We start from the raw sequence: 25,716 nt of genomic DNA, 5'->3' as shown, positions 1-25,716 counted from the left end.
GAATAAACTAACTAATTATTAGTTTGATAATTTGAAAAAACGCACCTCTATGGTGAAAACATATAGTATTTAAATAACAAATAAAATTTTTAAAATACCTACAGATAAAAGAGGCACCAAAGTTCATATTTTTCAAACTTAGTTATCTAAAACATGGATACGGTTAAGACATTAATTGATTTTCATATCTTTTTCATATCTATAAAAATCGATTATACCAACTGTCAGTTATTGGAACTTCCCAATAATTTTCAAAATCATATTTTGACTGTACTAAATTATCAAAAACAATAGTTTTAGGAGAAACGGCTTTTTCTTTTAATAGCTTTTTAAACGCTTTTATTTCTTTATACTGAACAAACTCTCCTTGTTTAAAACAAACATTCATTTTATCCAACAAATCAAGCTTATATTCATTTTGCAATGTTAAAATAAAGGAAACTTGTTCGTCTATGTCGTTATTCGTTAACTGAATATTATTTTCAGCAAAAAAAATAATAAAACGATTGTATTTTAACTCAAAAGAAGCCTGGAAATCCATTGAAGATTTTTTCCATGAGGAAACAAAAGAATGTAGTTTATTAATTATTTCGTCTACCTCTTGAGCATAAAACTTTCTACTGGCTGGGTAAACCCAGACTCTCGCCTCATCAGACAATGCACTACTTTCTATAAACATTCTAATTTTTATTCATTTAAAAAACCACTTAAGCATCCTATTCTTAAGCGGTTTTAATAACTTTTAATTTTAACTAGTTAAATAATGATAACAAATCATTTTCGGTATTCCTACCTTTATTTTTGTTGTACCAAATTTGCAAATCTTTTTTGAATTCTGGGTCTAATTTTCCATATTTTTCTTTATAATCTGCCACCATAGAAGTTGCCTCACTAGGCCTTGGCCCCCAAGTACCTAACACATTTGATTCATCATCAATTGCTATAAGCTTTGGAATTGCCTTTCCCCCATTTGTTAAAAACTGATCCATCAATTCTGGATTTTCATCTCTCAAAACAAACTTCAAATTAATTTTAGAATTCTGCTCTGCTATTTTATTTATTACTGGAATGTTTTGAGCTGCATCGCCACACCACCCCTCTGTTAAAACGAGCCATGTTTGTTCTTTCTTAACATTTTTAACTTTATTCTTTGTGTTTTCCGAAATCTCGATCGTTTTATCTAAACGATTCATTCTTTTATCATTTAAAATACTATAGTTTAGCAAATCGTCAGATTGAATTTCTCCAGTAGATTTTCCTTGTTCTATTAAGTCACTAACCAACGTTCTATATTGATCGTAAGATATGGCTTTTTCCAAGCTCTCTTCAATTAATTTCTTCATCTTTTAATCATTTTAAATAAGAGTCTTCATGTAAAAACTCTTCACAGTTATACTATTGTTACTTAGATAATTTAAGACGTAGTAATTCCGTATTCCTTACATCAATAATTCCTCATGTTTTCTTAAGTTCAAAATAATATCTTCTGTCATTTCGCTTAAGTCATAATTATGCTCCCAGCCCCAGTCTTTCCTCGCCGCTGAATCATCAATTATCCTAGGCCAAGAATCAGCAATATCTTGTCTAAAATCGGGCTTATATTGGATTTCAAAATCTGGAATATACTTTCTTATTTCTTCAGCAATTTCATTCGGTGTAAAACTTATAGCAGCTAAATTATATGATGTGCGGATTTTAATTTTTTCTTTTGTTGCTCTCATAATACCCACAGTTGCATTTATTGCATCTTCCATATACATCATTGGCAACCTTGTATCCTTTGATAAGAAACACTCAAAACTTCCATTTTTTAATGCTTCAAAATAAATATCTACCGCATAATCTGTAGTCCCTCCACCAGGTAACGATTTCCAACTAATAATACCAGGATAGCGTATACTTCTTACATCAACGTCATATTTTTGATAATAATAATTACACCAGTGCTCTCCTGCAACTTTACTGATCCCATAAACAGTAGTTGGTTCAGTTACGGTTTGTTGTGGCGTGTTAATTTTTGGTGAAGTGCTTCCAAAAACGGCCATTGAACTTGGCCAAAAAACTTTATTAATATGTTTTTCCTTAGCTAAATCGAGAACTACCAACAGCGATTTCATATTTAAGTCCCATGCTTTTTGAGGATACTTTTCTGCGGTCGCTGAAAGCATTGCTGCCATTAAATAAATCTCTTCAATGCCATACTCTTTAACTACATCAAGGATACGGTTTTTATCCGTAGCATCAATAATTTCGAATGGTCCTGACTCCATTATGTGCTTAGCTCCTTCTCTGATGTCAGAAGCGATAACATTTTCATTACCAAATTCTTTTCTTAAATTTTCTGTCAATGCCGTCCCTATTTGCCCACAGGCTCCTATGATTAATATTTTCTTCATTATTAATTATTCAAAAACACAACCATACAAAAGTATTAAATTTAAGATTTCATAAAAGAAAAATATGCTTTTTTAAACATTAATAAAAATATAAAGTTATTAGTTCTATTTGGTATGCACATCAAATTCAGTATTTTTACCAACATGATTAAAAATATAATATCCTTTAATATCTTTAGTTTTATACTGTTTGTTTTTTTCTTTTCTTGTAATTCTAAAAAGCAAAAAAATACCACAGACGACTTAGTTAAAATCTCTAAAATGCAACGAAAAAAAAAGCATAAAGCTAAAGATTTAGACAGTATCGCCTCAAATAACATAAAGCCTTGGAAAGAATATTTTGACTTAAAAGACTTTTTAAAAATTTATGAAAGTATTTCTTCAATAGAAGCTTTGAACAACTCTTTAGAACTTAAGCAACTTACGAAATTAGCTAAAGATAGTATTAACATTGAAGTACTAAAAACACCTTCATTTAACGCTAGAATAAACGTTTTTCAGAACGAAGTTTCTAGGTTATCCGACATGAGTAACATCCCTTCTATAACCGCTAAGGAAGTAGTTTTACAAGTAGAAAATATTTTTTTAACGTTTAACAGTCTAAACTCTAAAATTGAACATACTTTTAAGAAAAAAATGTTCAATGATTCTATTAAACTTGACAGTGTTTTTGATAAGCTAGAATAACATAAAAGATTAATAATATTTTCTTAAAACTTCAATGATTAAGTCTGTTTCGTACCCGCGATACTTTAAATAGTCAAAAATTTTTTTCTTTCGTTTGTATACTTCTTCGCCTTTCATTGCGCCATTCTTTTTTTCTGCTAAATTATTTAACACCTCCATATACTCATCTTCGTCTATTTCTTTTAGCGCAATTTTTATGTTCGTAGCACTTATATTTTTATAATTCAACTCTCTTATTATTCGATCTTTGCCCCATTTTTTAATTCTAAATTTCCCCCTTACAAAGCTTTTTGCAAACCGTTCCTCATTCAAATAATTGTTTTCTAGTAAATGAAGTAATATTTGTTCTTTCGCTTCTGGAATTAAATAATATTCAAATAATTTTTTCTCAACCTCCTTATGACAACGATCTTGATATACACAGTATCGTTCTATTTTTTTTTTAATTTCTTCTAATGTAAACCCTCTTTTCATTTTTAAATACAACTCCTTTTTTACAAACTATTAATTCTTATCATCAAGTCTCTTCTATAATTTTTTATAGCATTAAAATTACCCCTAAAGGAGAAAACAAAATTAAATTTAACAAAGCAAAGCGACATTAAATTTTTAGAAATTTTATTGCCCTACTTTATATTTAATACCTCTTATGGTTTATCACAAAAGAATACTAAACTATAAATAACAAAAAAAGCTAAAGCAATTAATTGCTTTAGCTTTTAAAAACGTTCATATTTTGTTATACACTACGAAGCCACATTTTAAACTTGGTGATTAAATAAAATAAAATTGGAACTACAATTAACGTTAAGAAAGTTGCTATAAAAAGACCATATATTACCGTCCAAGCCAAAGGTCCCCAAAAAATAACATTATCTCCTCCAATATAAATGTGGGGATTAAACTCAGAAACCAATGTATAAAAATTGATATTTAAACCTGTTGCTAAGGGTATCAACCCTAAAATTGTTGTTATAGCAGTTAATAAAACTGGGCGTAAACGAGCTTTTCCTCCATTAACAATTGCCTCACTTAAAACATTTAAATCTAGGTAGTCTTCACTATTAATATTATGTACTATTTTTTTACGATCAATCAATAGTTGCGTATAATCAAGTAAAACCACTCCATTGTTTACTACAATTCCTGCTAATGAAATAATTCCCATCATAGTCATCATTATCACAAATGGTTTCGCTGTAATTATTAATCCTCCAAAAACTCCAATTAAACTTAAGAAAATAGCCAACATAATAATTGCTGGTTTCGACACAGAATTAAACTGGAAAATTAAAATAAAGAATATCAATCCTAATCCTGCGAAAAAAGCCCCCATTAAAAACGACATTTGTTTTTCCTGTTCCTCTATTTGCCCTGTATAATCAATTTTAATATCGGCAGGTTTATCTTCAAAAGACTTCATTTCATTCTGAACCTTAGCCACAATTGCAGTAGCATCTGTAAAACCAGGAGCTAAAGCTGAGTAAACAGTTACAATACGTTTTGCACGTTTATGTTTAATTGCACTATACCCCGATGTATTCTTTTGGGTTGCCACAGCAGATATTGGAATTGTTTTAATTTGCCCATTAGATGGATCTCTAAAAGTAATTTTCTGATTAAAGATAGCACTTGTATTATATCGGTTATCTTTATTAAAACGAACGTAAATATCATAATCCTCTCCATCTTCTTTATAAACCCCTGCTTTGGAACCAAAAATAGAATTTCTTAATTGCTGTCCTACTTGAACAGAACTCACACCTAGTTCCCCTGCTTTTTTTCTATCTACATTAACCAACATTGCTGGCTTAGATTTATTTACATCAATCTTTAATTCATCAATACCAGGAATATTTTTAGTATTCAGATAATCTCTCATTTTTTCTGCTGTAACCACGAGTTGATCATAATCCTTACCCTCCAATTCAATATTAATCGGATATCCTGCTGGTGGACCAACAGGATCTTTCTCTACAGAAATTGAAAGACCTGGATAAATTCCTTTTAAAGCTTCTGTTATCTTTTTTTGTAACTCCTTACTATCTTCTCCTCTTCTAAACTTATATTCTCTCATAGAAGCTGTAATTTTTCCTCTATGCGGCATTTCTGCTGTGGAACCACCATCTGTCTGTGGATTTCCTGAACCTGCCCCTACCTGAGAAACAGCACTCTCTACTAAAAAATTATACCCATTATCAACATACTCTGGCGAATTTATAACAGCGTAAACACGCTCTTCTAAATCCTTCATAATCATATTGGTCTTTTCAATATCAGTCCCTTGAGGATACTCGATATAGACAACTATTTGATTTGGAGTGTTATCTGGAAAAAATTCAACTTTGGTTCGTTGGCTTTTTATAGATCCTCCAAACCCAATGAAAGCTACAAAAAGCAATACTATGGTTACTACAACAATTGCAGTTGGCCTATATCCTTTCAAAGCAATTCTCAAAACACGCTCGTAAAAAAGCTCCCATCTTGGTAAAACTTTATTTTGAAAAGAATTTGCTAAAGGTCTTAATGCCAACCTATATACCCAAAGCATAATTGCTGTAAATAGCATTATCGTTCCTAATGCTCTATAGGCGCCACCAAAAATAATAATTAGTAATCCTAAGCCACCAGTAATAGAAGATATTGTTATAATGCGCTTCATAGGCATATTTTTATCTTCCACTGTCATGAGCTGTGAAACCATTACAGAATTAAAGAAAATTGCCACAAATAGTGAAGACCCTAATACAGCTGACAAGGTAATTGGAAAATACTTCATGAACTGTCCCATAACACCTGGCCATAATGCAAGAGGTACAAAGGCTGCAACCGTTGTTAATGTTGATATAATAATTGGAAATGCAATTTCTCCGATTCCTTTTTTTGCTGCTTCAATCCTAGACATTCCTTCGTCCATTAAGCGGTACACATTTTCAACAACAACAATACCGTTATCCACTAGCATTCCTAGCCCCATAATTAATCCGAACAGAATCATGGTATTCATTGTATAGCCGAACCAGTCCAATATCATCAATGACATGAACATGGACATAGGAATCGCAAAACCAACAAATAAAGCATTTTTGAATCCTAAAAAAAACATTAATACCAACACCACCAAAATCACCCCGAAAATAATATTATTGACAAGATCATCAACCTGTCCTATTGTTTTGGAAGACTGATCATTTGCAATGGTGACTCTAAGGTTGGTTGGAAATACATTTCTTTTTGTTTCTTCTACAATTTTTTGAATTTTATCTGCTGCCTCCACCATATTCATTCCAGAACGCTTTTTAACATCGAGCATTACAACCGGAGCACCAAATTCACGAGCATAAGTTGTTTTATCTTTATCCTTAAAAGTTATCACTGCAATATCTTTTAGATATATAGAATTTCCTCTTTCAGATTTTACCACGAAATCTTGCAATTCTTGTGGTTGCTCAATTTCACCTAAAATACGTATTGTACGTCTTTGACCACTTGCTATTAAATTTCCGGCCGACATGGTTAGGTTACCACTATTAACTGCATTTAAAATATCTTGAAAGCTCACTTTTGCCGCCATCATTTTATAGATATCTACAGCAATCTCTACTTCTTTTTCCTCCGCTCCTCTTATATCTACCTTTTTTATTTCAATTAAATTCTCTATTTCATCTTCCAAATACTCTCCATATTCTTTTAATTTATCAACAGGGTAATCTCCAGAAATATTAATATTCAAAATGGGCATTTCTTCAGATATACTCAATTCAAAAACGTTGGGTTCTACCTTTGCTCCATTAAATGTTGGCCAATCTTCTCCTGAGACCTTTTGATCAATTTCATCTTTAACTTTTTGCTTCGCCTGATCTACAGTAATTTTTTCATCAAACTCAACAATAATCATTGAATAATCTTCTTGTGAAGTTGAAGTTAGCTTTACAACATTACTAACTGTTTTCAGCTTATCTTCTAATGGATCCGTTATTAATTTTTCAACATCTTCTGCTGTATTCCCAGGATATATTGAACTTATATAAATTTTAGTTTCTCGAATTTCAGGAAAGTTTTCTCTTGGCATATTCACAAAAGCTGAGATACCAAGAATAAGAATTAGCGTTATTAAAACATAAATAGTCGTTTTATTACTAATTGCCCAAGAAGACATGCCAAACTCTTTATTGACTTGTTGTTTTTGCTTTTCAGTCATTAGTTTTATTTTTATATTTTTTCAGAAATAGCTAATATTTTAACCTCTTGATTATCTTTAACGCTTCGTGCTCCTTCTTTTACAATTTGAAAACCTACTTCCAACCCTGACAACACTTCTATAATATCTCCTTGTGTTTTTCCTGTACTGATAATTACTTTCTTTGCTTTTCCAATCGAATTCTTTATATCCTTTATTACATACACATATTGTTCTCCATTTGCATTTTCAGAAATGATACTTTGTGGAATTAAAATTGATTTTGGATTCGTATAATCATTGATGCGCAACTTTGCAGTTAAGTTAGGCTTTATACTTCTATCTTTATTAGCAACTCCTATTTCTACTTTAAAGGTTCTATTGGCTGGGTTTATAAAATTTCCAGCTTGACGAACTTTTGAATCTACTGTTTTTCCTAACACTGGAAATTCAACTCTTACCTCTTTTCCTTTTTTGACAGAACTAATATAACTTTCTGGAACATCAGTTTCTATATACATATCGTTTAGATTCACAACTCTAAAAATTTCAGAACCAGGCCCTGGTGCTACAATAATTCCTTGTTCTTTAATTACATCATCCACAATCCCTGAAAAAGGAGCCTTTACAACACTTTTATCTAATTGCTTTTTAATCTGATTAGCCGATTTGGTTAAGGCTTCGTAATTTGTTTTTGTTTGTAAATATTGAATCTCTGAACCTATTTTCTGATCCCATAGTCTTTTTTGACGATCAAAAGTAGTTTTCGCTAAATTCATTTGTGTTTCAATTTGAGCTAATTGCTGGCTAAGCCCTCCATCATCAATTTTTGCCAAAGCTTGCCCTTTTGCTACATATTGTCCTTCTTTAACATAAATTTTCACCAATTGACCTGGCATTTCAGGATACACAAGAACATTTTTCTTAGTCTGAACATTTCCTTGTAAATCCAAGTAATGCGTAAAAACACTTTCTTCAACTTTAAAAGTGGTGATTAAAGGAACTTTTTTACTCGTATCTAGCTTTGCTATTTCAGCATCGAGTAATTTAATTTGCGAGGCTAACAATTCTTGCTTTTCATTCAGCAAATCTTTTTTAGCTCTTATTTTTTGAATATCCTTTGTGCTTATAACCGAGTCTACTGTTTTCTCCTTACTTCCACATGAAGCTAGAAGAGAAACAATAAAAGTGTGTAGTAAAATCCTTCTCATTCGTTTATTATTTTATAGATATGTTTAGTGCGTTTTCTAATTTTACTTTTTTTGCAATAACGTTCAACATAGATTGAACGTATTGATTTTGCTGAGTATACAACTGATTTTGAGACTGAAGCAAATCAAAACTACTTGACAACCCTTCAAAAAACTTAATTTGCTGTTTCTTTTCAATACGTTCAGCTAATCCTAAATTCTTTTTAGCGGTTTCGTAATTACCAATGCTTAATTGGTATTCACTTTTAGCTACCTCCGCTTGTAAGTTAAGTTTTTGACGTGCCTCCTCCATTCTGATGTCCGCATTTTCAAGTTCAATTTTTGCTCTTGCTGTTTTTGCTTGTCTACCAAAACTACTAAAGATAGGTAAATTCAAGCTAACCCCTAATAAAGAATAATCAAACCATCGTTGCTTTGCATCAAAAAAACTAAATGTATTTGAATTTGAGTTAGCTCCATAGTTTACAAATGCTGATAAACTTGGAAGGGCTTTACTTTGCTCAAGCCTCATTAACAATCGCTTGCTTTCTCTTTCATTTTCAACCATACGAAAATCAATGTGCTTTTCAACATCAAATTCATACGCAAGAAGATCTAAGTTAGTACTTGAAACCACCAAATTATCTAGTGTATCTGATAGCTCTAATCTCTTCTCTATCGAGTTACCCAATGCTATATTTAGCATTTTATAGGCTATCAAACTCATTCTTTTTGCATTTCTAAGGTTATTCTCTACATTTCCTAACGTAATTTGTAACTGCTCTACTTTTTCTTGCTCCATCAATCCATTTTCATATGTTTTTTGAGCTTCGAATAAATTCTTTTTAAGTACGCGAAGATTATTTTCTAGGATTTGAATAGTTTTTTCAGTTATGAGCACATTACCATAGGCATTGATAACCGCCTCTCTGGTTGCCATTTCTGTTTTCTCTTTTGCCTGTTCTGATATTTTCAAGTAAGTTTTAGCGGACTGTAACCCTACAAGGTAAGAGCCATCAAATATCAATTGTGTTAACGTTACAGAAGCATTCATTGTTTGATCGGGTGCAAACTTTATAGCCTGAAAAGTACCTGGCGCTCCACCTGTAAACTCTGCTGGTAGGAAAGCCACCTGTTGTTTTAACCAGTTCTGATAGTCTAATTTACCATTTATTTGAGGTAAACCGATAGTTGTTGTTTCCCACTTTCTTTCCTTAGCACCTTCAATGTTTTTTGATGCTATTTTATTTTCGTAGTTATTCTTAATTGCATAATCAATTGCCTCTTGCATTGATAAACGTAATACCGTTTCTTGTGCTAGTAGTATGCTAGTAAAAAATAACATGAATATACTGAATATGTATTTTCTCATTGTTTTCACTATTTTTTGTTTATGATTTCTAATTGTTTTTCTAGCTCTTTAATTCCTTTTTCTGTAGCAATAGCTCGTATATGATATTCTAAAACCTCGTATTCTGCTTTGATAATTTCCTGCATATTCAAAAAACTATCTGACTCGAACACTTGATGTATAATGGTAAAAAAGAAGCCGCTTACCACCTCTTTTTTTATATCACTTCTGTATAATTTTTGATCAATTCCCTTGGTAAGATTATCAATATTACACTCGCGAAACATGCGTAATTCCCTTTCCATCAACAACCCATATGTTTCTGGATAATATTTCTTTAGCTGAAACATGGGAGAATCTTTTGCATTTTTAAACATTTCATCAAAAATCGCCTTTACTGCAAACTCCTCTTCTATTGCATTGTAATTTTGAGATTTTACAAATGAAATTGCTTTTTCTATGGAGTTTTGAAAGGAAGCAGTAGTAGCATTTATCAACGTTATTTTATTTGAAAAATACTTGTAAAGTGTTTTTTTTGAGATTCCCATTTTTGATGCGATATCATCCATGGTTACACTTTTAAAACCTAAGGTTAAAAATAACTCTCCTGCTATTTCTAAAATTTTATCCTCCATTATAAATCTTACTTTGCGATTGCAAATGTACACAAGGAAACTTTAGAAACAAAAAAAGTTTCCTTGGTTTTTTGTTTTTTTCAACTGCTTTTTTTCAAATACCTTTATTTGTCCTATTTTTATCAAAAATTTAAAAATTGGATTTATTAAATTATCATTCAGAATTTATAGCTCACCTACATCAACAAGACTATACAAGAACTCCTAAAAATCTTTACGAACCGATTGACTACATTTTACAATTAGGAGGTAAAAGAATAAGACCTATTTTAACTTTAATAGGCGCTGATATTTTTTCAGAAAATTTTAAAAAAGCACTTCCTGCTGCTTTAGCAGTTGAAATTTTTCACAACTTTACGCTGATTCATGATGATATTATGGACGAAGCTCCTTTGAGGAGAGGAAAGGAAACAGTTCATGAAAAATGGAATCTTAACACGGGGATTCTCTCGGGAGATGCAATGTTAATTTTAGCCTATCAATACTTTGAAAATTACGAACCCGTAATTTTTCAAAAACTGGCTCAATTGTTTAGCAAAACCGCGCTAGAAGTTTGCGATGGGCAACAGCTTGATATTGATTTTGAAACGAAAAACGATGTAACCATTGATCAATACCTCCAGATGATTACGTTAAAAACATCTGTTTTATTAGGTGCTGCTCTAAAAATGGGGGCGATTGTAGCAAAAGCCGATGAAGCACAAGCGCAATATTTATATGATTATGGTTTGAACTTAGGTATTGCTTTTCAGTTACAAGACGATTACTTAGATACTTTTGGAGATTCTAAAACTTTTGGTAAACAAATTGGCGGAGATATTATCGAAAACAAAAAAACCTACTTGTATTTAAAAACTTTGGAGGTGGCCAATGATGCCGATATTAAAGATTTAATTTCTTTTTATAACGGTAATGAAAAAAATAACAAAGAAAAAATAATTGCTGTTACCGCTATTTTTCAGCGTAACGAAATACCTACACTTACAAAGCAACTTATTGAAAAATACACAAATAAAGCTTTTAGTTGTATTGAAAAACTTTTAATTAACGATGAAGCGAAAATGGGACTACGCCAATTAGGGCTTAATTTAATGAGCAGAAATGTTTAAAAATTGTTGGATATTCTAAAAAAGTTTATATATTTGCACACCGAAAATAACCGGTCCTATAGCTCAGTTGGTTAGAGCACCTGACTCATAATCAGGGGGTCCATGGTTCGAGCCCATGTGGGACCACCTTTCGCAAAGCATCAATTAAAAATTGATGCTTTTTTTGTGGTTTTTATCAAATCTCCTAGCATTAATCCTCTTTTAATAAGAGACCAAAAAAGCTGTAGGTAAATTGATGTTTTATATTGATTTATTAGAAATAAACATAATTTTTAGTGCTCTACATGGATTTACTCAGTGCCTCACTTCGATATTATAAAACATATAAAAATTAAAGACAGAAGATCTTCTTTATAGTAATACAATAAAGATCATTTATACATTACATTAAGAAAGATTCTAAAAAAACATAGCAAAAACCATACTCCAAACCTCAACATTTTTTACAAAAAAACCCGCTCAAAAATTGAGCGGGAAAATTGCTATGAAAAAGAACTCAAGACGTCTCTTGAGCGGTTACAAAGTTACTATATTTTTTAATAATAAAACGTAAATAAATGCCTAAAAAAACTTTTTTCACTAGCTTTTATAGTAAGTAATTCTATATAAACTCATTGGAATAAAAAAAATATTTTCAACCTCAAAAACACCGTAAACACTGGCTTTATTATATTTTTTTATATAGTTTCGTCGTTGAAAAAAAATAAAAAAATAGCGTTATGAGAAAGAAAGCACAGCTTCTTTTTCGAGATTGCATTTTGCATTTTTTCTCTATACAATATTTAACCAAATACCATACTTAAAAACAAAATTATATGGGAATCAAAAAGAAAAAAAAGGGATACAGATCTACCCTAATATTACTTGTTCTTGGAAGTTTATTATTAGGCAACTGTGATAACGATTTGAAACTTGCAAAAGCAATACCAAATAATGAATTTCCAGTCTTACAAAACGATGCACTAGGATTAAAGGCTGCTAAAAATTTTCTGGATGCTACTTTAGCAGATACACTTCTACTTCACTGTACAAAAAACGTATCTCCTAATCAACATGCAAATTTTAAAGCCCATATTGATTGGGGCACCGCAGAAAAAACAAAAGCAGTTAGAATGCAAAACATGGTTATTGCTGCTGATTGCGCCCCAAATTGGAATATTAAGCACAAAAGTAAAGTGCTCTTGCAAAAAATAAATGGAAAAACAAAAGCATACATTATCACAGTTGTTCCAATTGAAAAAGATGTGGAAGGAAAAATTAAAAAGCAAAAAGTTTTTGTTCACTCAATACATGGTGAATTTAAAAAGGGGTATTATCTGTACAATTACCATCAGTACAAAACATTTAAACTTACAAAGCCCAGCCATAAGATAAAAAAGCACCCCAATGATCTTGCGTTTTGGATTAACGCCCCAATAATGTTTATCAATAACACACTGCAATCAACAATATACCCTAATTGGACACTCGAGCAATGGCAAAAAAATGCATCTACAGAAGTAACGGAAAACAATAACGGCACCTACACTTCAAACCAAATACCGATGCCTTTTTCGTGTGACATTCAATACGAAAGTGTGATTTCTGGAATTAGCATATTGCTAGCAAAAGAAGAAGTAATTTATGAAACAAATATCACTAAAGCAATAATTGATCAAGCCGTCCCTTTAAAAGAATTTTGGACACGTCAATACCTAGACTCTTTTGCAAATGTACCTTTAAATACCAAATTAGAAGTGCTCGGAATTGATAGTGCGCAACAGCGCCATTTTACCCCGCAACATAAAGCCATTGCTGATATTCTTTATAAAGCTAACGCAGAAAAATACCATTACACTAAGCAAAGTAACTTTAAAAACAAGGTTCCCTATTACGCACAGCAACTCAACAAGCACCTACTTAGATTGGCTAAAGAAAATAAGCTTCATGTTCTTGATACGCCGTTTAAAGTTTTCTTAAAACAGTTTACAAAGCATAGTAATATTCAAATAGCTGAAAGATTGGGCGTAAAATACATTATACAATCACAACTAAACCAACAAGATACAGGGCTTCAAAATCTTTGGAGAGCAGCGATCAGCTATATCAATGAAGGACAACAGATAGCCAACCCATTTCCTGCTTTTGGAAGCTTTTGTGATATTGTTGACGGTAATTTATACATGGTAGAAGGTGACTTTTTAAACATAAACCAAAGCTTTACTGGTATAGTACCTGTATTTGGACAAAGTAATGCTGCTACCAAAGTAACCAAATTAGTAGATAAGACCACAAAGCGCTATAACCTAACCAATGTATCTTTAAAACTAGCTGAAAAAATATTAAAACACTATGGCGAAACCTATACTAAAACCGTAAGAAAAAGTAACCGTATTCACAACAAAATACATGAAACTACTATATTTAAAATTGCCAATGCAAAGAAGGTAGTACATTTTGGAAATAGAGAAAATACGAACTACCGACTAGACGATTTAATTATGGAAGGAGAAGAGGCATACCATATTATTGTAGCTGGCTTATCAAATCATGAGCTAATACAAAAAGCAGCCTTGGGTAAACAATACTTTAACCTACACCATCCTGATTTTAAGATACCTTTACCCAATAATTTTAAAAGAGAAAAACAGAAACAGTACAATGCGATTTTAACCATGGCAGCCGATAAGCTACTTCGAAAATACGGACATGACAATGACCTTTGTTATAAGGCTGCTAAAGCTCTTACGCAAAGCGCCCAACAACTGTTTAAAAAACATAAAAACGCAGATATAAAAGAAATAGCTGCCACACTTTTACCCATTGTTGACCTTCTTAAAATATAACAAACGCCCCCAAATTTGGGGGTTTTTATTGCAGAATACATAAAAACTTTTACTTTGTTACTTTCATAATAAATAGTATTGGATGTAGCTATTTTAGAATCATATGATTCTTTTTATCAATGCCTATTTTAAAACCAAGAATCTTTTATTGTAAGCGAGGCTACTTTGTAATCTTCGCCATCAGGTGGTAAATACCCTTCTCCCTTTTCATTGGTTAGCATGTATACCGTTTTATTATTAAACGTGAATTCATGCCAAGTATTCTTTTTTACACGACCTCCATGATCATAGGTAACTTTCTTCCAATTTTTATGAGTTCTCGTATTGAAAATTTCTGAATCTTTTGTTCTTTTAATCGGTGGGGCAAAATATTCTTGATCTTTCCAATATTGTTCTCTTTCTAACTGTTGCGCTGGCGTAGCTTCTGGGGTTAGAATACCTGTACTATAGTATAACGGAGGAGGAAATCCTTCGGCTTTTCTGCGTTCAAAATCTTTTTGTCTATATGAGTCAAAAGTACTACCTGGCGGCAAAGGACGATTTTTATCCATATACCAAACCATAAAGGACCAAAATGGTGTATCTAATATAGAAAAAGTATATGAGGTAATATTATTTAGGTGTTTTATTTTTAAAGCTGAAGCTCCATAACGTCCAATACTACCAATAAAAATTGGTATGTCATTAAATTTAATATTTATAAGATTTCCTAATAAAAAATTAGGATAACTAATTATTTGATTTTTTCTGTCTAGAATAAATAATTTTTTTTTCTTTTTTAGCAATAAATAAATTATTTGAGCTGTACCAAAAAAAATTGGTATGCTATAAAAATATAATGCTCTATCTTTTATTTGCAATAAAAAAATAGATAGCAAGCCAATAACTTCACAACAAAAAACTGTATCTTCTTCACCTCAAGAATCTGTTGCTGATGCTATTGAAAAAATAAAAGAGTACGGTGGATTTGCTTTTGTAGAAAATATTATAGACGGCTACTCCAACCTAAACCCTAAAAGAAAAGCTAGGAAAAACCTTTTTCTGAATGATGATCAATGGAAAGGTGAGAGAAAGAATTTAAAAAATAAACTTTCTGTTTGGTTAGAAATTTTAAAAAGTAGTGACCAAACTGATGAAATGATAGATAAAGCTAAGGAAAAGTCATTAAAAACCGAAGAACTTTTAAACTTCAACCTAAAGAGTGTATTAGATAAGACTAAAAACTTAGAGACTGCATACAGATCAACAGCGTTATTTTATAAAAATACCGATAGAGATAAGGTGAAAAATATCACGATACTAAATGCAGACCTTGATCAAGTAAAAGACTTAGAAAACCCTCTTTTTATCGATTATGTTTCAAATGAAATTAAGCAAAATTTTGATAGATTAGATTTAAGATCAAATTACTCTATCCTAGTTATTCCAGGCTATTTAGGTTCAAATGCAGTACTTAATAAATGGTCAAAAATTGCCTATGAAAATAAAGCCGTATTGTTAACTGATTTTCAAGACCTAGAAACTCCTGATGATGTGATTGATATGTATGCTAATGTAGATCATTCTGGGCAGGAAAATTATAAATCGAATACGCTAATGACTTGTAACTGGCTTCTTGGCAGAAGAAAAGAAGATGCTGTAGGAGAAGAAGATGATCTGTGTGTGCCTCCTTCATCAGCTTTAGCTGGTAAAATATATGACACCTTAATGTCTCAAGTAGTTGCCGGTAAGAAATTTGGTGATATTAATGAAGTAGAAAGTGTGCGTTTTGACCTTAAAAAAAGTGAAATTTCAGAGATTGAAAAATTAGGACTTGTTCCAATGGTAAACGAATATAGTAAAGTGATGGCTTTCTCTGCCAAAACACTTTTTAATGGAGATAATTTAGGCTTACAAACCTATTCTGTAGTTAGAGTATTCGATCATATTACAAAAGTTTTATTCGACTTTTTAAACCGTCGTGCTTTTGAAAACTGGAATTCAAGAACCGAAGCCGATCTTCGTCGTCAAATTGTTAAATTCTTAGATGATATACAAGGTCCTACAAAACTAATTGAACGTTTTAGAGTTATGAAAATAGAACAAGATCAAACGCAAAAAGATCGTGTTTTATTAGATATACATATCACACCTTATTTTCCTTCTAAAAGCTTTGTTATCCAACTAGACGGCCATAAAGGAGATGGACCTGAAGATGCTGTGTGGCATAGTGAATATAAACAAGAATAAGAACATGCTTGTTGAAATAAGTTACTTAGACTTAGGCTAAAAAAGTATTGTTGTAACTTATTTAACAATACTAATAAAGTTAAAAAACAAAGGTAATGATTCTTATCATTGCCTTTGTTTTCCTCTAATTCCGCTAAAATAATTTGTTTTTCAGTTCTATTTTATTATTTACCGTACACAATAACAAATGTTACTTATTATTTGAAATCATCGCGAAACTTTATTCTTTCTATTTTTCACCTCAACCTACTCTTAACTTAAAGAACAGACTCTATAAAGCTATAATCTTTCCAAAAGACATTCCTTTTAAGGTTTCAAATAGTTTAGTTTATTTGACTCCTTAAACGCTTTCTCTTTTTCTGTTAACGTTTTATTTTTAGGAGCAATATCCCAATTAATTTCAGGCTCTTTTTTTACCGTATTTTTTTTAAGCTCCTTTTTATCCATTTTCAATTTCTTTTTTCGAGCTCTTTGTTTTTCTTTTTCTTTTTTCCGTAAGGTTATTTGTGATTTGGTTGCCATGTTTTTGAATTTAATTAATAAAAGTATAGGCCTTCCCTAATTTTCCTGACCTACCTGTTCTTCCTATCCTATGAATATAACTATCCATTGTCATCGGTAGCTGATAGTTAATCACATGAGAAACATTATCTACATGAATCCCTCTCGCCGCAATGTCAGTTGCTACCAGTATTTTTATTTCACCTGATTTAAATAATCTTATGGCTCTATTGCGGTAACTCTGTGACTTACCTCCATGAATTGTCCCTGATATTAAGCCCGAATTTTGAAGTTTTTTATGAATCCTGTCGGCTCCTCTTTTAGTTTCTAAAAAAAGTATAACTTTTTTAAAGGTATCTTTATTTAGCAATTTTAACAAAATATCAAATTTATTTTCTGAGGCTAAAACTTCTACCATATTTTGTTCCACATTCTCACTAGAATTTAATCCTGATGATACATTCAAATAAACTGGTGAATCAACAAGTTCATTGATCAAATTCTCTTGAGACGGTTCTTTAGTTGCTGAAAAAAGAATGGTTTGCTCTCTTTTTGACATTATTGATGAAATTTTACGAACATCTCTAATAAACCCCATATCTAACATTCTATCAAACTCATCCAAAACCAATATTGAAACCTCCTCTAATTCGATCGCTTTACGGTCAATTAAGTCTCCCAATCTTCCTGGTGTAGCGACCATAAAACGATGTTTATTTCTGGCTATTGCAATATCTTTATTTATGTTTGTACCTCCCACAAAACAAGATGCCGACAAGCCCATTTTTTTTGTTAAGGACATAAACTCTTCCTTAACCTGTTGCGCTAACTCCCTAACAGGCACAATAACAAGTGCCGTTTTCTCTTTACTTAATAGCATTTGGTGAATAATTGGAATTAAAAAAGCAGCCGTTTTGCCTGTGCCCGTAGCTGCAATACCAACTAAATCGTTTTTATTCAGTAATGGCTCTATCGATTTTTCCTGAACCTCAGTAGGATTTGCATAACCTTTTGACGCAATGGTTGCTTTGAGTTTTTGATGAAGTTTACTTTCGCTAAAGGTATGTTTTGAAACATAAACTAGTTCTTGTTTGGTTTCTATTGCAGTTGATAATTCCGCTGTTCTTCTTATTTTTTGAAGTACTTTATTCTTCTTAATTATATTTTTTTTATCACTATTTTGTTTGTGTTTTACACTTTTCATTTTTTTTGAAGTTTTTACATCATTATCTTTAAACTCTTAGAAAATTATTTCCTAAGCTGCTAAAACACCCTCAAAAGAAAATTAAAAAATGTTACGAACAAGGTATTGAAAAAGTGATTAGTAAAGTAATAATCACTATTAAAACTATTATGATAAATTCTATTTCATTAGGTCAATAAAATTTATCTATTGGCGAAAATAAATACCACCATTATAAAGCTAAATAGTTTTTCAATAAAAGAAATGATTATTCTCTAAATCTATATTTTAGAGAAATAAGCTAAAGATTGATATTACTGATCCCCTTTATGGAAATCATTTATAAATTACGGTCTATTTTTTGTAAATATTAAGGCAAAATGACAAAGTTTTTTTTATCAAACCTTTGTCATTATAAATACCTTAAAATAAACTATTCGATTAATTCAACATCAACAGCGTTCAGACCTTTTCTTCCGCGTTCTGTTGAATATTGTACCTTATCATTTTCTCTAATATCATCATTCAAACCTGAATTATGTACAAAAATTTCTTCTCCTGTTTCTGAACATTTAATAAATCCGAATCCTTTTGCATTGTTGAAAAATTTTACTGTGCCTTCTTGCATCTTTACTTAATTTTAAATTATTAATACTATCTTGTTAAAGAAAGAACAACCATATACTTAATTATAAAACTTATAACTTTGACCATCTGATACAAAGTAAAAGAATTTAAAAAAACACTTAAAAAAATAAAGTAAGATGTAATAAGGGAAGTAAGAGGAGTAAACTCAAAAAACTAAATACTAAATACTACCTTAAGATTGAAAAGGTGTTCCACTTGAACAGGTCAAAGGTATGGTTTATTTTTGATAAAAAAACATTTTTATCAAAAACATTTAAAAAAACAAGCGCTTTTTTGTTTTTTTTTCATCAAAAACATAGGAAAGAGTAACTTAGAAACAGGTAACTTTCCTAACTAATACTAAACTATTATTTCAAAATCATTCAACGTCATAAAAATCAAATTACTTAAGAAGTGCCTAATTACACTTTTAACTATTCCTCTAACCTATTTGTTTATTTCAATAATACTGTCCTTAATTACAGTTAAACGGTTAAGTAAAAATAAGAAGTTAGAAAAAACTATTTACCTGAGCTCAAATGGAGTTCACTTAGACATCTTAATTCCAAAAGAAAATATTCAAAATAAATTATTAAACAGCTTATATTATAAAAATAACGACACCTATTTTGCTTTTGGTTGGGGTGAAGAAAACTTTTATCTGAACACACCTAGCTGGAAAGATATTAGCATCCTAAACAGCATTAAAGCTTTGTTTTTAAAAAATAAAACTTTAATCCATGTAACACGTTATCAGCAAAAACGATCAACTTGGATTGAAATAAAAATAAGTACTATAGCGCTTAAAAAATTAAATAACTACCTCTATAATTCATTTCAAAAAAACAAATACGGTTCTACAATTATTCTAAAAAACAAAGGTTATTCAAATAAAGATAATTTTTACCATGCCAAAGGACGTTATTCCTGTTTCAAAACATGTAATAGCTGGGTGAATTCAGCATTTAAAGAGAGTGGATTAAAATCATGCTTTTGGACACCTTTTGATATTGGCTTAACAAGTAAATACAATTAATTAGTTTAATTTTGAATTATTTAACTTTTATTTAAGTATGTATTTTTATTCGATTATTGGTTGGTTTGGCGCTATAATTTACTTAATAGCCTATGCCCTTTTGAGCTTAAATCGACTGAAATCTGATAAACCAACATATCATGTTTTAAACATATTAGGAGCATGTGCTTTGATTGTCAACGGAATACCCAGAAATGACTTTCCTGCAATCTTTTTAAATGCTGCATGGGGCCTAATAGCAGTTATTGCAACATTGAAAACAAAACAAAAAAAAGACTAATAATATACCAATAAGCCTTTTGCATGAGACGAAAATAACTCAACCCTTTTTAAATACTCTTCATCTTCTTTCACAAAAGCTCCTAATGTATAGTATGCACCGTCAACCAATGAAAATATCAGTCGCGTTAATTCTTCAATTTTAGTATTCTTCAAAACACCGTTTAGTACTGCCTCACTAAGCTTAATTCTCAATACCTTAACTAACTCTTCATGATGCAGTCTAAAATTCTCTTTAACAGTATCATTTTGATAAATTAATGCATAAAAACTATAAAAAACCCCATCATCAATATACCCTCCCCAATCTCTACTAAATAGTAAATCTATATATGATTCAATATCTTCTTTGGAAGTCATTGTATATTTAGAGCTATCATTTAAAAAAACAACATATCTATCTAAAATAAAAGTATTTAACGAAAGAACCAAAGCTTCTTTACTTTCGAAATAATGTAGCACAAGCCCTTTACTTATTTTCATGGCTTCTGCTACTTTTCCTATAGAAGCGTTCTCTAGTCCGTCTTTTTTTGCTACTTCATAAAATGCATTTATAATTTCTTTTTGTCTTATATCTGTTAGCGATTTTCTGCCCATCATTTTTGTATTTCACCATTGATAGGTTATTTTATTTCATATCGTTAGTAAACGAAAAATAAAACACTAACTATCAAAATATTAAAAAGACAGGCAATCTAGTAAAATTTAAAGTGACTAACAAAATTGTTGATAAGAAACTATTAATTAACCTAAACTACAGTAAAAGCAACCAATTTCAAAAACTTTATAAGATAGAGTATTAGTTTTTTACCACTAAGACAATAAAAGAATTAAGCCACAATATCTAAAGCTCACCAATACATTGTTTAATTTATACCATTATTGCTAGTTTATTTCGAAAGAAAATTTACAATAAAGTAGCTTGAAGCATATAAATACCTGCTAGATGTATAAAATTATCTAGGAGGTACTTTCTCTTCTCACATAAAAAAGTTGTTTAGAAATCTTGTTACCATAAACTAAAACATCACTATCCCTCACTTTCACTGAAATAACTTAGCATCTGTTCTTTTACTTCTTTATGTAGCTTATAGGTCTTGTTTTTTCAGGACTGAAGTTTTCTATAGTAATTTCTTCTCCGTCCTAAAACTTGAGATGAATATCTCCTATGGTATTTATAATTTTACTATTAGTAATGTGCCCACCATCTTTATAATAAAAACAATCGCATATATCATAAAATTGTTGCTGCGTTCAAATATCACCTGCTTCAAACCAAGCTTTGATTTGCTCTAATGAGTTTTTCGTTTTAATTTATTTGACAGTTAATCATTAATGTAAAAGTATTGTTACATCAGGAAAAACTCTATTTTTAAGCTTCTAAAGTCTGTAGTTTCAATAAATCTTATTAATTATTGAATAAATCTATTACAAATAACGATATGATAATTTTCTTGACCACCAAGAATAAACTAACAACTATCTCAACAACATCAACTTAAACAACAATCCTAAAAACAATATGAAATAAACTTATAAGGAAATTTGTTAATTTTTTATGTAGTATATTTTTTTGGTTGCTAACTGAATACTCGCTTTTTTTGAATGTAATAATTACTCAAAATCATAGTTTCTTTTTTCAATTATTTTTTCATCAAAGCATTTAAAAAGCAAAAAATAAAACAGTTATTATTTTTATCTCAAGCGCTTACTAAATGATTCCAAATACGAAAAATTACTGATTAATATGAAATAACTAAAAACAACAGATTTCTTTTGTTTTTTGAAATAAAACAATTCTTTAGTAATAGTCCGTTGAAAGTAACTAGCCAATTTTATGTAATTTAGAGACATACTTACCGATGACATCAAACTCTAAATTTACCGTAGACCCAATCTTAAAAGTATTGAATGTAGTATGCTCCAATGTAAAAGGTATAATCGCTACACTGAACTCATTTCTTTTAGAATTCACAACTGTTAAACTTACACCATTAACCGTTATGGATCCTTTTTCTATTGTTATGTTATCACCATTAAAATCATATTTAAATGTAAAAATTGTACTACCTTCAGCATTTTCAATACGAATACACTCTGCTGTTTGATCAACGTGTCCTTGCACAATATGTCCGTCAAGCCTAGCGCCTAATTTCATACCACGTTCAAGGTTTACGGTTTCATTTACCTTCAAATTCCCTATGTTGGTCTTATCTAAAGTTTCTTTAATTGCTGTTACGGTATATTCATCATCTTCAATTGCAACAACAGTTAAACACACTCCATTGTGTGCAACGCTTTGATCGATTTTCAGCTCATTCGTAAATTGACTTTTAACAGTTAAATGCAAGTTTTCTTGTTCTTTTTCTAATCTTGTTATAATCCCAAGAGTTTCAATTATTCCAGTAAACATTCTCTAAATTTTAATTACTTTTGCTTGGATCAAAAATACGACTTTAGAAAACGTAACTATGGACAAATCAAACAAAATTATTGTTGGCATTTCGGTTGGAGATATTAATGGAATAGGTATTGAAATTATACTGAAAACATTTGAAGATAAGCGTATGCTTGATTTTTGCACTCCTGTTTTATTTGCCTCCAACAAAGTAATTTCTATCCATAAAAAAATTCTAAAACTTAATAATAGTATTCAAGTTCTTCAAAATGTAGATAAAATTACACATGAAAAGATAAACCTTGTAAACGTCTGGAAAGAAGACGTTAAGCTTGAAATAGGAAAATTGACCGAAAACGGAGGAAAATACGCTTTTTTTTCGTTGAAAGCGGCAGTTGAAGCTCTTAAAAGCAACAAGGTAGATATTTTAATAACAGCCCCTATTAATAAAGAAAATATTCAGTCTACAGACTTCTCTTTCGCTGGTCATACAGAATACTTAGAAAATGAGCTACAAGGTAAAAGTCTAATGATTTTAGTAGCTGAAAAGTTACGGATAGGCTTAATAACAGGACATATCCCTGTTTCTAAAGTATCAGAAACTATTACTCCTGAGCTTATCAAATCGAAAGTAGAAATTATGTATAATTCGTTAAAGCAAGATTTCAATATTAATAAACCTAAAATTGCAGTACTTGGGTTAAATCCTCATTGTGGTGATAACGGTGTAATCGGTTCCGAAGATGACAAAATTATTAAACCAACTATAAAAGAGATTCAAACAACGGGTAAATTAGTTTATGGTCCATATCCTGCAGATGGCTTTTTTGGTTCTAAAACTTATGAGCAATTTGATGGTGTACTAGCAATGTATCATGATCAAGGTTTAGCGCCTTTCAAAGCACTTTCGTTTGGCAATGGCGTTAACTTTACTGCTGGATTAGATAAAATAAGAACTTCGCCAGACCATGGGACTGGGTTTGATATTGCAGGAAAAAATAAAGCCAATCATCTGTCTTTTCAAGAAGCATTATTTAGCTCTTTACAATTATATAAAAATAGAATTGAATACCAAAAACTTATAAAAAACGCGCTAAAATCTTAAATTTTTAAAAAAAAACTGTGCACTATATTTATAAGAACATTTTTTGTATATTTGCAGGCTCAAATTGGTATTATAAATGAAAGACTTAAAAGATTTCAACATATCCTTTATAGGATTAAAACAGGGAAGTCATTTATTTGAGTATCAAATTAATAAAAAGTTCTTTGATGCTTATAATTTTGATGAATTCAACAATTGTAATATTGCTGTAAATGTTAATTTAGAAAAGAAAAGCACCTTTTTAGAGCTTGATTTCAATGTTAAAGGATTTGTGAATGTCCCTTGTGATATTACAAGTGAACTATTTGATCAAAAAATTAAAGGAGATTTACATTTAATTGTAAAGTTTGGTCATGAGTTTAATGATGACAATGAAGATGTGTTGATCATTCCTCACGAGGAATACCAAATTAACGTCTCACAATATATATATGAACTAATCATTTTATCAGTTCCTAGTAAAAGAATACATCCAAAAGTTTTGGATGGCACCATGAAATCAGAAGCATTGAAAAAGCTAGAAGAATTAAAAATAAAAGAAAATAATCCTATTAAAAATCAGGATTCAACAGACCCTAGATGGGATAAATTAAAGGATTTACTAACAGATAAATAAAACATAAAATGGCACATCCTAAGAGAAAAATATCTAAAACTAGAAGAGACAAAAGAAGAACACATTACAAAGCTTCTGTTCCTCAAATAGCGGTTGATCCAACTACTGGAGAAGCTCATTTATATCATAGAGCTCACTGGCACGAAGGAAAGTTGTACTACAGAGGTCAAGTAGTTTTAGAATCAAAAGTAGCTGAGGCATAATACATAAGACCTTTTAATAAATATATAAAACCCTCTTTTTGAGGGTTTTTTAGTGTATTTGAAGTAAAAAAAGTAAGTTTTCATTTTTTTTTCTTTAAAAAAGTGAAATAAATTTCATTTCTTTGGTCTCTCGTTTTACAACAATACAAACAACTATGACTAAAATAACTGCAGCTATTACAGCAGTAGGAAAATATGTTCCTGAGCATACTCTTACAAATAAAGAGCTTGAATCTATGGTTGATACCAATGACGAGTGGATAACCACCAGAACGGGTATAAAAGAACGTAGAATTTTAAAAGAGGAAGGTGCTGGAACATCATTTATGGCTATTAGAGCAGCCGAAGATCTATTAAATAAATCTGGAGTAAATGCCTCTGAAATTGAAGTGGTCATTGTTGCCACGGCTACGCCTGATCTTCCTGTAGCTTCTACAGCAGCCTACACTGCTTCTAAAATAGGAGCTATAAATGCATTTTCTTATGATCTACAAGCTGCTTGTTCTAGTTTTTTGTATGCCATGTCAACTGCTTCAAGATACATAGAGAGTGGTCGGTATAAAAAAGTTTTAGTGATTGGTGCTGATAAAATGTCTTCGATTATCGACTATACAGACAGAGCTACTTGTATTATTTTTGGTGATGGTGCAGGCGCTGTTTTATTTGAACCTAATTCAGAAAATTTAGGTTTACAAGATGAATATTTACGTAGTGATGGAATCGGTAGAGAATATTTAAAAATTGAAGCTGGGGGATCAATACTTCCTTCTTCAGAGGAAACAGTAAAAAAAGGTCAACACTTTGTTCATCAAGAGGGTAGAACCGTTTTTAAATTCGCTGTATCCAATATGGCTGATGTTGCCGAAAAAATGCTAGTTCGTAATCACCTAACAAAAGAAGATATTCAATGGTTAGTACCTCATCAAGCCAATAAAAGAATCATTGAAGCAACTGCAAATAGAGTAGGTTTAGAAGAAGAAAAAGTTATGATGAATATCCATAAATATGGTAATACTACATCAGCAACTTTACCATTATTATTAGCGGATTACGAAAAAGACTTAAAAAAAGGAGATAACTTAATTTTTGCTGCATTTGGTGGAGGCTTCACTTGGGGAGCCATCTACTTAAAATGGGCGTATAATTCAAAAAACCAAACAACTTAA

General features: G+C 30.8%; 24 protein-coding genes and 1 tRNA gene. 11 read left to right on the top strand and 14 right to left on the bottom strand.

Features of this window, described 5'->3' with window-relative positions:
• Positions 1 to 199: 199 nt before the first annotated feature.
• The 3 genes from AC2GW8_RS11420 to AC2GW8_RS11410 form a co-directional block, all read right to left on the bottom strand.
• Positions 200 to 679, bottom strand: a complete 480-nt coding sequence (locus AC2GW8_RS11420) for an ABC transporter ATPase (RefSeq protein WP_440879999.1) — start codon at positions 677 to 679, stop codon at positions 200 to 202.
• Positions 680 to 752: 73 nt separating this feature from the next.
• Entirely contained in the window at positions 753 to 1,343 is a 591-nt protein-coding gene (locus AC2GW8_RS11415; protein WP_440879998.1) for a thioredoxin family protein, read from the bottom strand.
• Positions 1,344 to 1,439: 96 nt separating this feature from the next.
• On the bottom strand, positions 1,440 to 2,396 hold the full coding sequence (locus AC2GW8_RS11410) for an L-threonine 3-dehydrogenase, SDR-type (RefSeq protein ID WP_440879997.1): 957 nt from the start codon (positions 2,394 to 2,396) through the stop codon (positions 1,440 to 1,442).
• A gap of 261 nt (positions 2,397 to 2,657) precedes the next feature.
• On the opposite strand from AC2GW8_RS11410, the gene AC2GW8_RS11405 reads away from it, so the two are divergent.
• Positions 2,658 to 3,083 (top strand): hypothetical protein, encoded by a 426-nt coding sequence (locus AC2GW8_RS11405; protein WP_440879996.1) that lies wholly within the window; start codon positions 2,658 to 2,660, stop codon positions 3,081 to 3,083.
• Between the two features lie 9 nt (positions 3,084 to 3,092).
• Here AC2GW8_RS11405 and AC2GW8_RS11400 read toward each other — a convergent pair whose 3' ends face one another.
• The 5 genes from AC2GW8_RS11400 to AC2GW8_RS11380 form a co-directional block, all read right to left on the bottom strand.
• The gene (locus AC2GW8_RS11400) at positions 3,093 to 3,557 is read right to left on the bottom strand and encodes a regulatory protein RecX (RefSeq protein ID WP_440879995.1); all 465 of its coding nucleotides are present in this window, start codon (positions 3,555 to 3,557) and stop codon (positions 3,093 to 3,095) included.
• A 265-nt stretch (positions 3,558 to 3,822) separates the two neighbouring features.
• Positions 3,823 to 7,284 carry an efflux RND transporter permease subunit gene (locus AC2GW8_RS11395; RefSeq protein ID WP_440879994.1) on the bottom strand — a complete coding sequence of 1,154 codons (3,462 nt, stop codon included), beginning with the start codon at positions 7,282 to 7,284 and terminating at the stop codon, positions 3,823 to 3,825.
• Between the two features lie 11 nt (positions 7,285 to 7,295).
• Positions 7,296 to 8,474 carry an efflux RND transporter periplasmic adaptor subunit gene (locus AC2GW8_RS11390; protein ID WP_440879993.1) on the bottom strand — a complete coding sequence of 393 codons (1,179 nt, stop codon included), beginning with the start codon at positions 8,472 to 8,474 and terminating at the stop codon, positions 7,296 to 7,298.
• Positions 8,475 to 8,481: 7 nt separating this feature from the next.
• Entirely contained in the window at positions 8,482 to 9,825 is a 1,344-nt protein-coding gene (locus tag AC2GW8_RS11385; RefSeq protein ID WP_440879992.1) for a TolC family protein, read from the bottom strand.
• 8 nt (positions 9,826 to 9,833) lie between these two features.
• The gene (locus AC2GW8_RS11380) at positions 9,834 to 10,439 is read right to left on the bottom strand and encodes a TetR/AcrR family transcriptional regulator (protein ID WP_440879991.1); all 606 of its coding nucleotides are present in this window, start codon (positions 10,437 to 10,439) and stop codon (positions 9,834 to 9,836) included.
• A gap of 137 nt (positions 10,440 to 10,576) precedes the next feature.
• Here AC2GW8_RS11380 and AC2GW8_RS11375 point away from each other — a divergent pair, with 137 nt between their 5' ends.
• From AC2GW8_RS11375 to AC2GW8_RS11365, 3 genes are all read left to right on the top strand, one after another.
• Positions 10,577 to 11,548 carry a polyprenyl synthetase family protein gene (locus AC2GW8_RS11375; RefSeq protein ID WP_440879990.1) on the top strand — a complete coding sequence of 324 codons (972 nt, stop codon included), beginning with the start codon at positions 10,577 to 10,579 and terminating at the stop codon, positions 11,546 to 11,548.
• 52 nt (positions 11,549 to 11,600) lie between these two features.
• Positions 11,601 to 11,674: transfer RNA gene (locus tag AC2GW8_RS11370), tRNA-Ile, on the top strand.
• A 689-nt stretch (positions 11,675 to 12,363) separates the two neighbouring features.
• The gene (locus tag AC2GW8_RS11365; RefSeq protein ID WP_440879989.1) at positions 12,364 to 14,373 is read left to right on the top strand and encodes a hypothetical protein; all 2,010 of its coding nucleotides are present in this window, start codon (positions 12,364 to 12,366) and stop codon (positions 14,371 to 14,373) included.
• A gap of 128 nt (positions 14,374 to 14,501) precedes the next feature.
• On the opposite strand, the gene AC2GW8_RS11360 is transcribed toward AC2GW8_RS11365, so the two are convergent.
• Complete coding sequence (locus AC2GW8_RS11360) at positions 14,502 to 15,158, bottom strand: hypothetical protein (RefSeq protein ID WP_440879988.1); 657 nt, start codon at positions 15,156 to 15,158, stop codon at positions 14,502 to 14,504.
• A gap of 82 nt (positions 15,159 to 15,240) precedes the next feature.
• On the opposite strand from AC2GW8_RS11360, the gene AC2GW8_RS11355 reads away from it, so the two are divergent.
• A complete protein-coding gene (locus AC2GW8_RS11355) occupies positions 15,241 to 16,602 on the top strand; it encodes a DUF5458 family protein (protein ID WP_440882214.1) in 1,362 nt (453 codons plus the stop codon).
• Between the two features lie 306 nt (positions 16,603 to 16,908).
• Here AC2GW8_RS11355 and AC2GW8_RS11350 read toward each other — a convergent pair whose 3' ends face one another.
• The 3 genes from AC2GW8_RS11350 to AC2GW8_RS11340 form a co-directional block, all read right to left on the bottom strand.
• A complete protein-coding gene (locus AC2GW8_RS11350; RefSeq protein WP_440879987.1) occupies positions 16,909 to 17,124 on the bottom strand; it encodes a hypothetical protein in 216 nt (71 codons plus the stop codon).
• A 10-nt stretch (positions 17,125 to 17,134) separates the two neighbouring features.
• Entirely contained in the window at positions 17,135 to 18,307 is a 1,173-nt protein-coding gene (locus tag AC2GW8_RS11345) for a DEAD/DEAH box helicase (protein WP_440879986.1), read from the bottom strand.
• A 412-nt stretch (positions 18,308 to 18,719) separates the two neighbouring features.
• A complete protein-coding gene (locus AC2GW8_RS11340; RefSeq protein WP_440879985.1) occupies positions 18,720 to 18,914 on the bottom strand; it encodes a cold-shock protein in 195 nt (64 codons plus the stop codon).
• 450 nt (positions 18,915 to 19,364) lie between these two features.
• Between AC2GW8_RS11340 and AC2GW8_RS11335 the strand changes: the two genes are divergently transcribed.
• Both AC2GW8_RS11335 and AC2GW8_RS11330 read left to right on the top strand, forming a co-directional pair.
• Positions 19,365 to 19,949, top strand: a complete 585-nt coding sequence (locus AC2GW8_RS11335; RefSeq protein WP_440879984.1) for a DUF2459 domain-containing protein — start codon at positions 19,365 to 19,367, stop codon at positions 19,947 to 19,949.
• Between the two features lie 37 nt (positions 19,950 to 19,986).
• Positions 19,987 to 20,229, top strand: coding sequence for a CBU_0592 family membrane protein (locus AC2GW8_RS11330; protein ID WP_440879983.1), 243 nt, complete (start codon positions 19,987 to 19,989; stop codon positions 20,227 to 20,229).
• On the opposite strand, the gene AC2GW8_RS11325 is transcribed toward AC2GW8_RS11330, so the two are convergent.
• Together AC2GW8_RS11325 and AC2GW8_RS11320 are read right to left on the bottom strand one after the other, a co-directional pair.
• Positions 20,226 to 20,828, bottom strand: a complete 603-nt coding sequence (locus AC2GW8_RS11325) for a TetR family transcriptional regulator (RefSeq protein ID WP_440879982.1) — start codon at positions 20,826 to 20,828, stop codon at positions 20,226 to 20,228. The two genes, AC2GW8_RS11330 and AC2GW8_RS11325, sit on opposite strands and share 4 nt — an antisense overlap.
• 1,225 nt (positions 20,829 to 22,053) lie before the next feature.
• Positions 22,054 to 22,641 (bottom strand): riboflavin synthase, encoded by a 588-nt coding sequence (locus tag AC2GW8_RS11320; protein WP_440879981.1) that lies wholly within the window; start codon positions 22,639 to 22,641, stop codon positions 22,054 to 22,056.
• 58 nt (positions 22,642 to 22,699) lie between these two features.
• Between AC2GW8_RS11320 and pdxA the strand changes: the two genes are divergently transcribed.
• The 4 genes from pdxA to AC2GW8_RS11300 all read left to right on the top strand — a co-directional run bounded on the left by pdxA (position 22,700) and on the right by AC2GW8_RS11300 (position 25,716).
• Positions 22,700 to 23,731, top strand: a complete 1,032-nt coding sequence (gene pdxA / locus AC2GW8_RS11315) for a 4-hydroxythreonine-4-phosphate dehydrogenase PdxA (protein ID WP_440879980.1) — start codon at positions 22,700 to 22,702, stop codon at positions 23,729 to 23,731.
• Positions 23,732 to 23,807: 76 nt separating this feature from the next.
• The gene (locus AC2GW8_RS11310) at positions 23,808 to 24,347 is read left to right on the top strand and encodes a YceD family protein (RefSeq protein ID WP_440879979.1); all 540 of its coding nucleotides are present in this window, start codon (positions 23,808 to 23,810) and stop codon (positions 24,345 to 24,347) included.
• 8 nt (positions 24,348 to 24,355) lie between these two features.
• Positions 24,356 to 24,550 (top strand): 50S ribosomal protein L32, encoded by a 195-nt coding sequence (rpmF, locus tag AC2GW8_RS11305; RefSeq protein ID WP_440879978.1) that lies wholly within the window; start codon positions 24,356 to 24,358, stop codon positions 24,548 to 24,550.
• 155 nt (positions 24,551 to 24,705) lie between these two features.
• Positions 24,706 to 25,716 (top strand): beta-ketoacyl-ACP synthase III, encoded by a 1,011-nt coding sequence (locus tag AC2GW8_RS11300; RefSeq protein WP_440879977.1) that lies wholly within the window; start codon positions 24,706 to 24,708, stop codon positions 25,714 to 25,716.

This window comes from Tenacibaculum profundi (assembly GCF_057162725.1).
Note: the sequence above shows the minus strand (reverse complement) of the source record. Positions and strands in the feature narration are given on the sequence as shown.

Coding starts and splice junctions, on each gene's coding strand:
- AC2GW8_RS11400 (WP_440879995.1), bottom strand. CDS start 3,557: ATGAAAAGAGGGTTTACATTAGAAGAAATTAAAAAAAAAATAGAACGA.
- AC2GW8_RS11420 (WP_440879999.1), bottom strand. CDS start 679: ATGTTTATAGAAAGTAGTGCATTGTCTGATGAGGCGAGAGTCTGGGTT.
- AC2GW8_RS11340 (WP_440879985.1), bottom strand. CDS start 18,914: ATGCAAGAAGGCACAGTAAAATTTTTCAACAATGCAAAAGGATTCGGA.
- AC2GW8_RS11405 (WP_440879996.1), top strand. CDS start 2,658: ATGCAACGAAAAAAAAAGCATAAAGCTAAAGATTTAGACAGTATCGCC.
- rpmF (WP_440879978.1), top strand. CDS start 24,356: ATGGCACATCCTAAGAGAAAAATATCTAAAACTAGAAGAGACAAAAGA.
- AC2GW8_RS11310 (WP_440879979.1), top strand. CDS start 23,808: ATGAAAGACTTAAAAGATTTCAACATATCCTTTATAGGATTAAAACAG.
- AC2GW8_RS11415 (WP_440879998.1), bottom strand. CDS start 1,343: ATGAAGAAATTAATTGAAGAGAGCTTGGAAAAAGCCATATCTTACGAT.
- AC2GW8_RS11330 (WP_440879983.1), top strand. CDS start 19,987: ATGTATTTTTATTCGATTATTGGTTGGTTTGGCGCTATAATTTACTTA.
- AC2GW8_RS11320 (WP_440879981.1), bottom strand. CDS start 22,641: ATGTTTACTGGAATAATTGAAACTCTTGGGATTATAACAAGATTAGAA.
- AC2GW8_RS11410 (WP_440879997.1), bottom strand. CDS start 2,396: ATGAAGAAAATATTAATCATAGGAGCCTGTGGGCAAATAGGGACGGCA.
- AC2GW8_RS11385 (WP_440879992.1), bottom strand. CDS start 9,825: ATGAGAAAATACATATTCAGTATATTCATGTTATTTTTTACTAGCATA.
- AC2GW8_RS11390 (WP_440879993.1), bottom strand. CDS start 8,474: ATGAGAAGGATTTTACTACACACTTTTATTGTTTCTCTTCTAGCTTCA.
- AC2GW8_RS11380 (WP_440879991.1), bottom strand. CDS start 10,439: ATGGAGGATAAAATTTTAGAAATAGCAGGAGAGTTATTTTTAACCTTA.
- AC2GW8_RS11345 (WP_440879986.1), bottom strand. CDS start 18,307: ATGAAAAGTGTAAAACACAAACAAAATAGTGATAAAAAAAATATAATT.
- pdxA (WP_440879980.1), top strand. CDS start 22,700: ATGGACAAATCAAACAAAATTATTGTTGGCATTTCGGTTGGAGATATT.
- AC2GW8_RS11350 (WP_440879987.1), bottom strand. CDS start 17,124: ATGGCAACCAAATCACAAATAACCTTACGGAAAAAAGAAAAAGAAAAA.
- AC2GW8_RS11395 (WP_440879994.1), bottom strand. CDS start 7,284: ATGACTGAAAAGCAAAAACAACAAGTCAATAAAGAGTTTGGCATGTCT.
- AC2GW8_RS11300 (WP_440879977.1), top strand. CDS start 24,706: ATGACTAAAATAACTGCAGCTATTACAGCAGTAGGAAAATATGTTCCT.
- AC2GW8_RS11325 (WP_440879982.1), bottom strand. CDS start 20,828: ATGATGGGCAGAAAATCGCTAACAGATATAAGACAAAAAGAAATTATA.
- AC2GW8_RS11365 (WP_440879989.1), top strand. CDS start 12,364: ATGGGAATCAAAAAGAAAAAAAAGGGATACAGATCTACCCTAATATTA.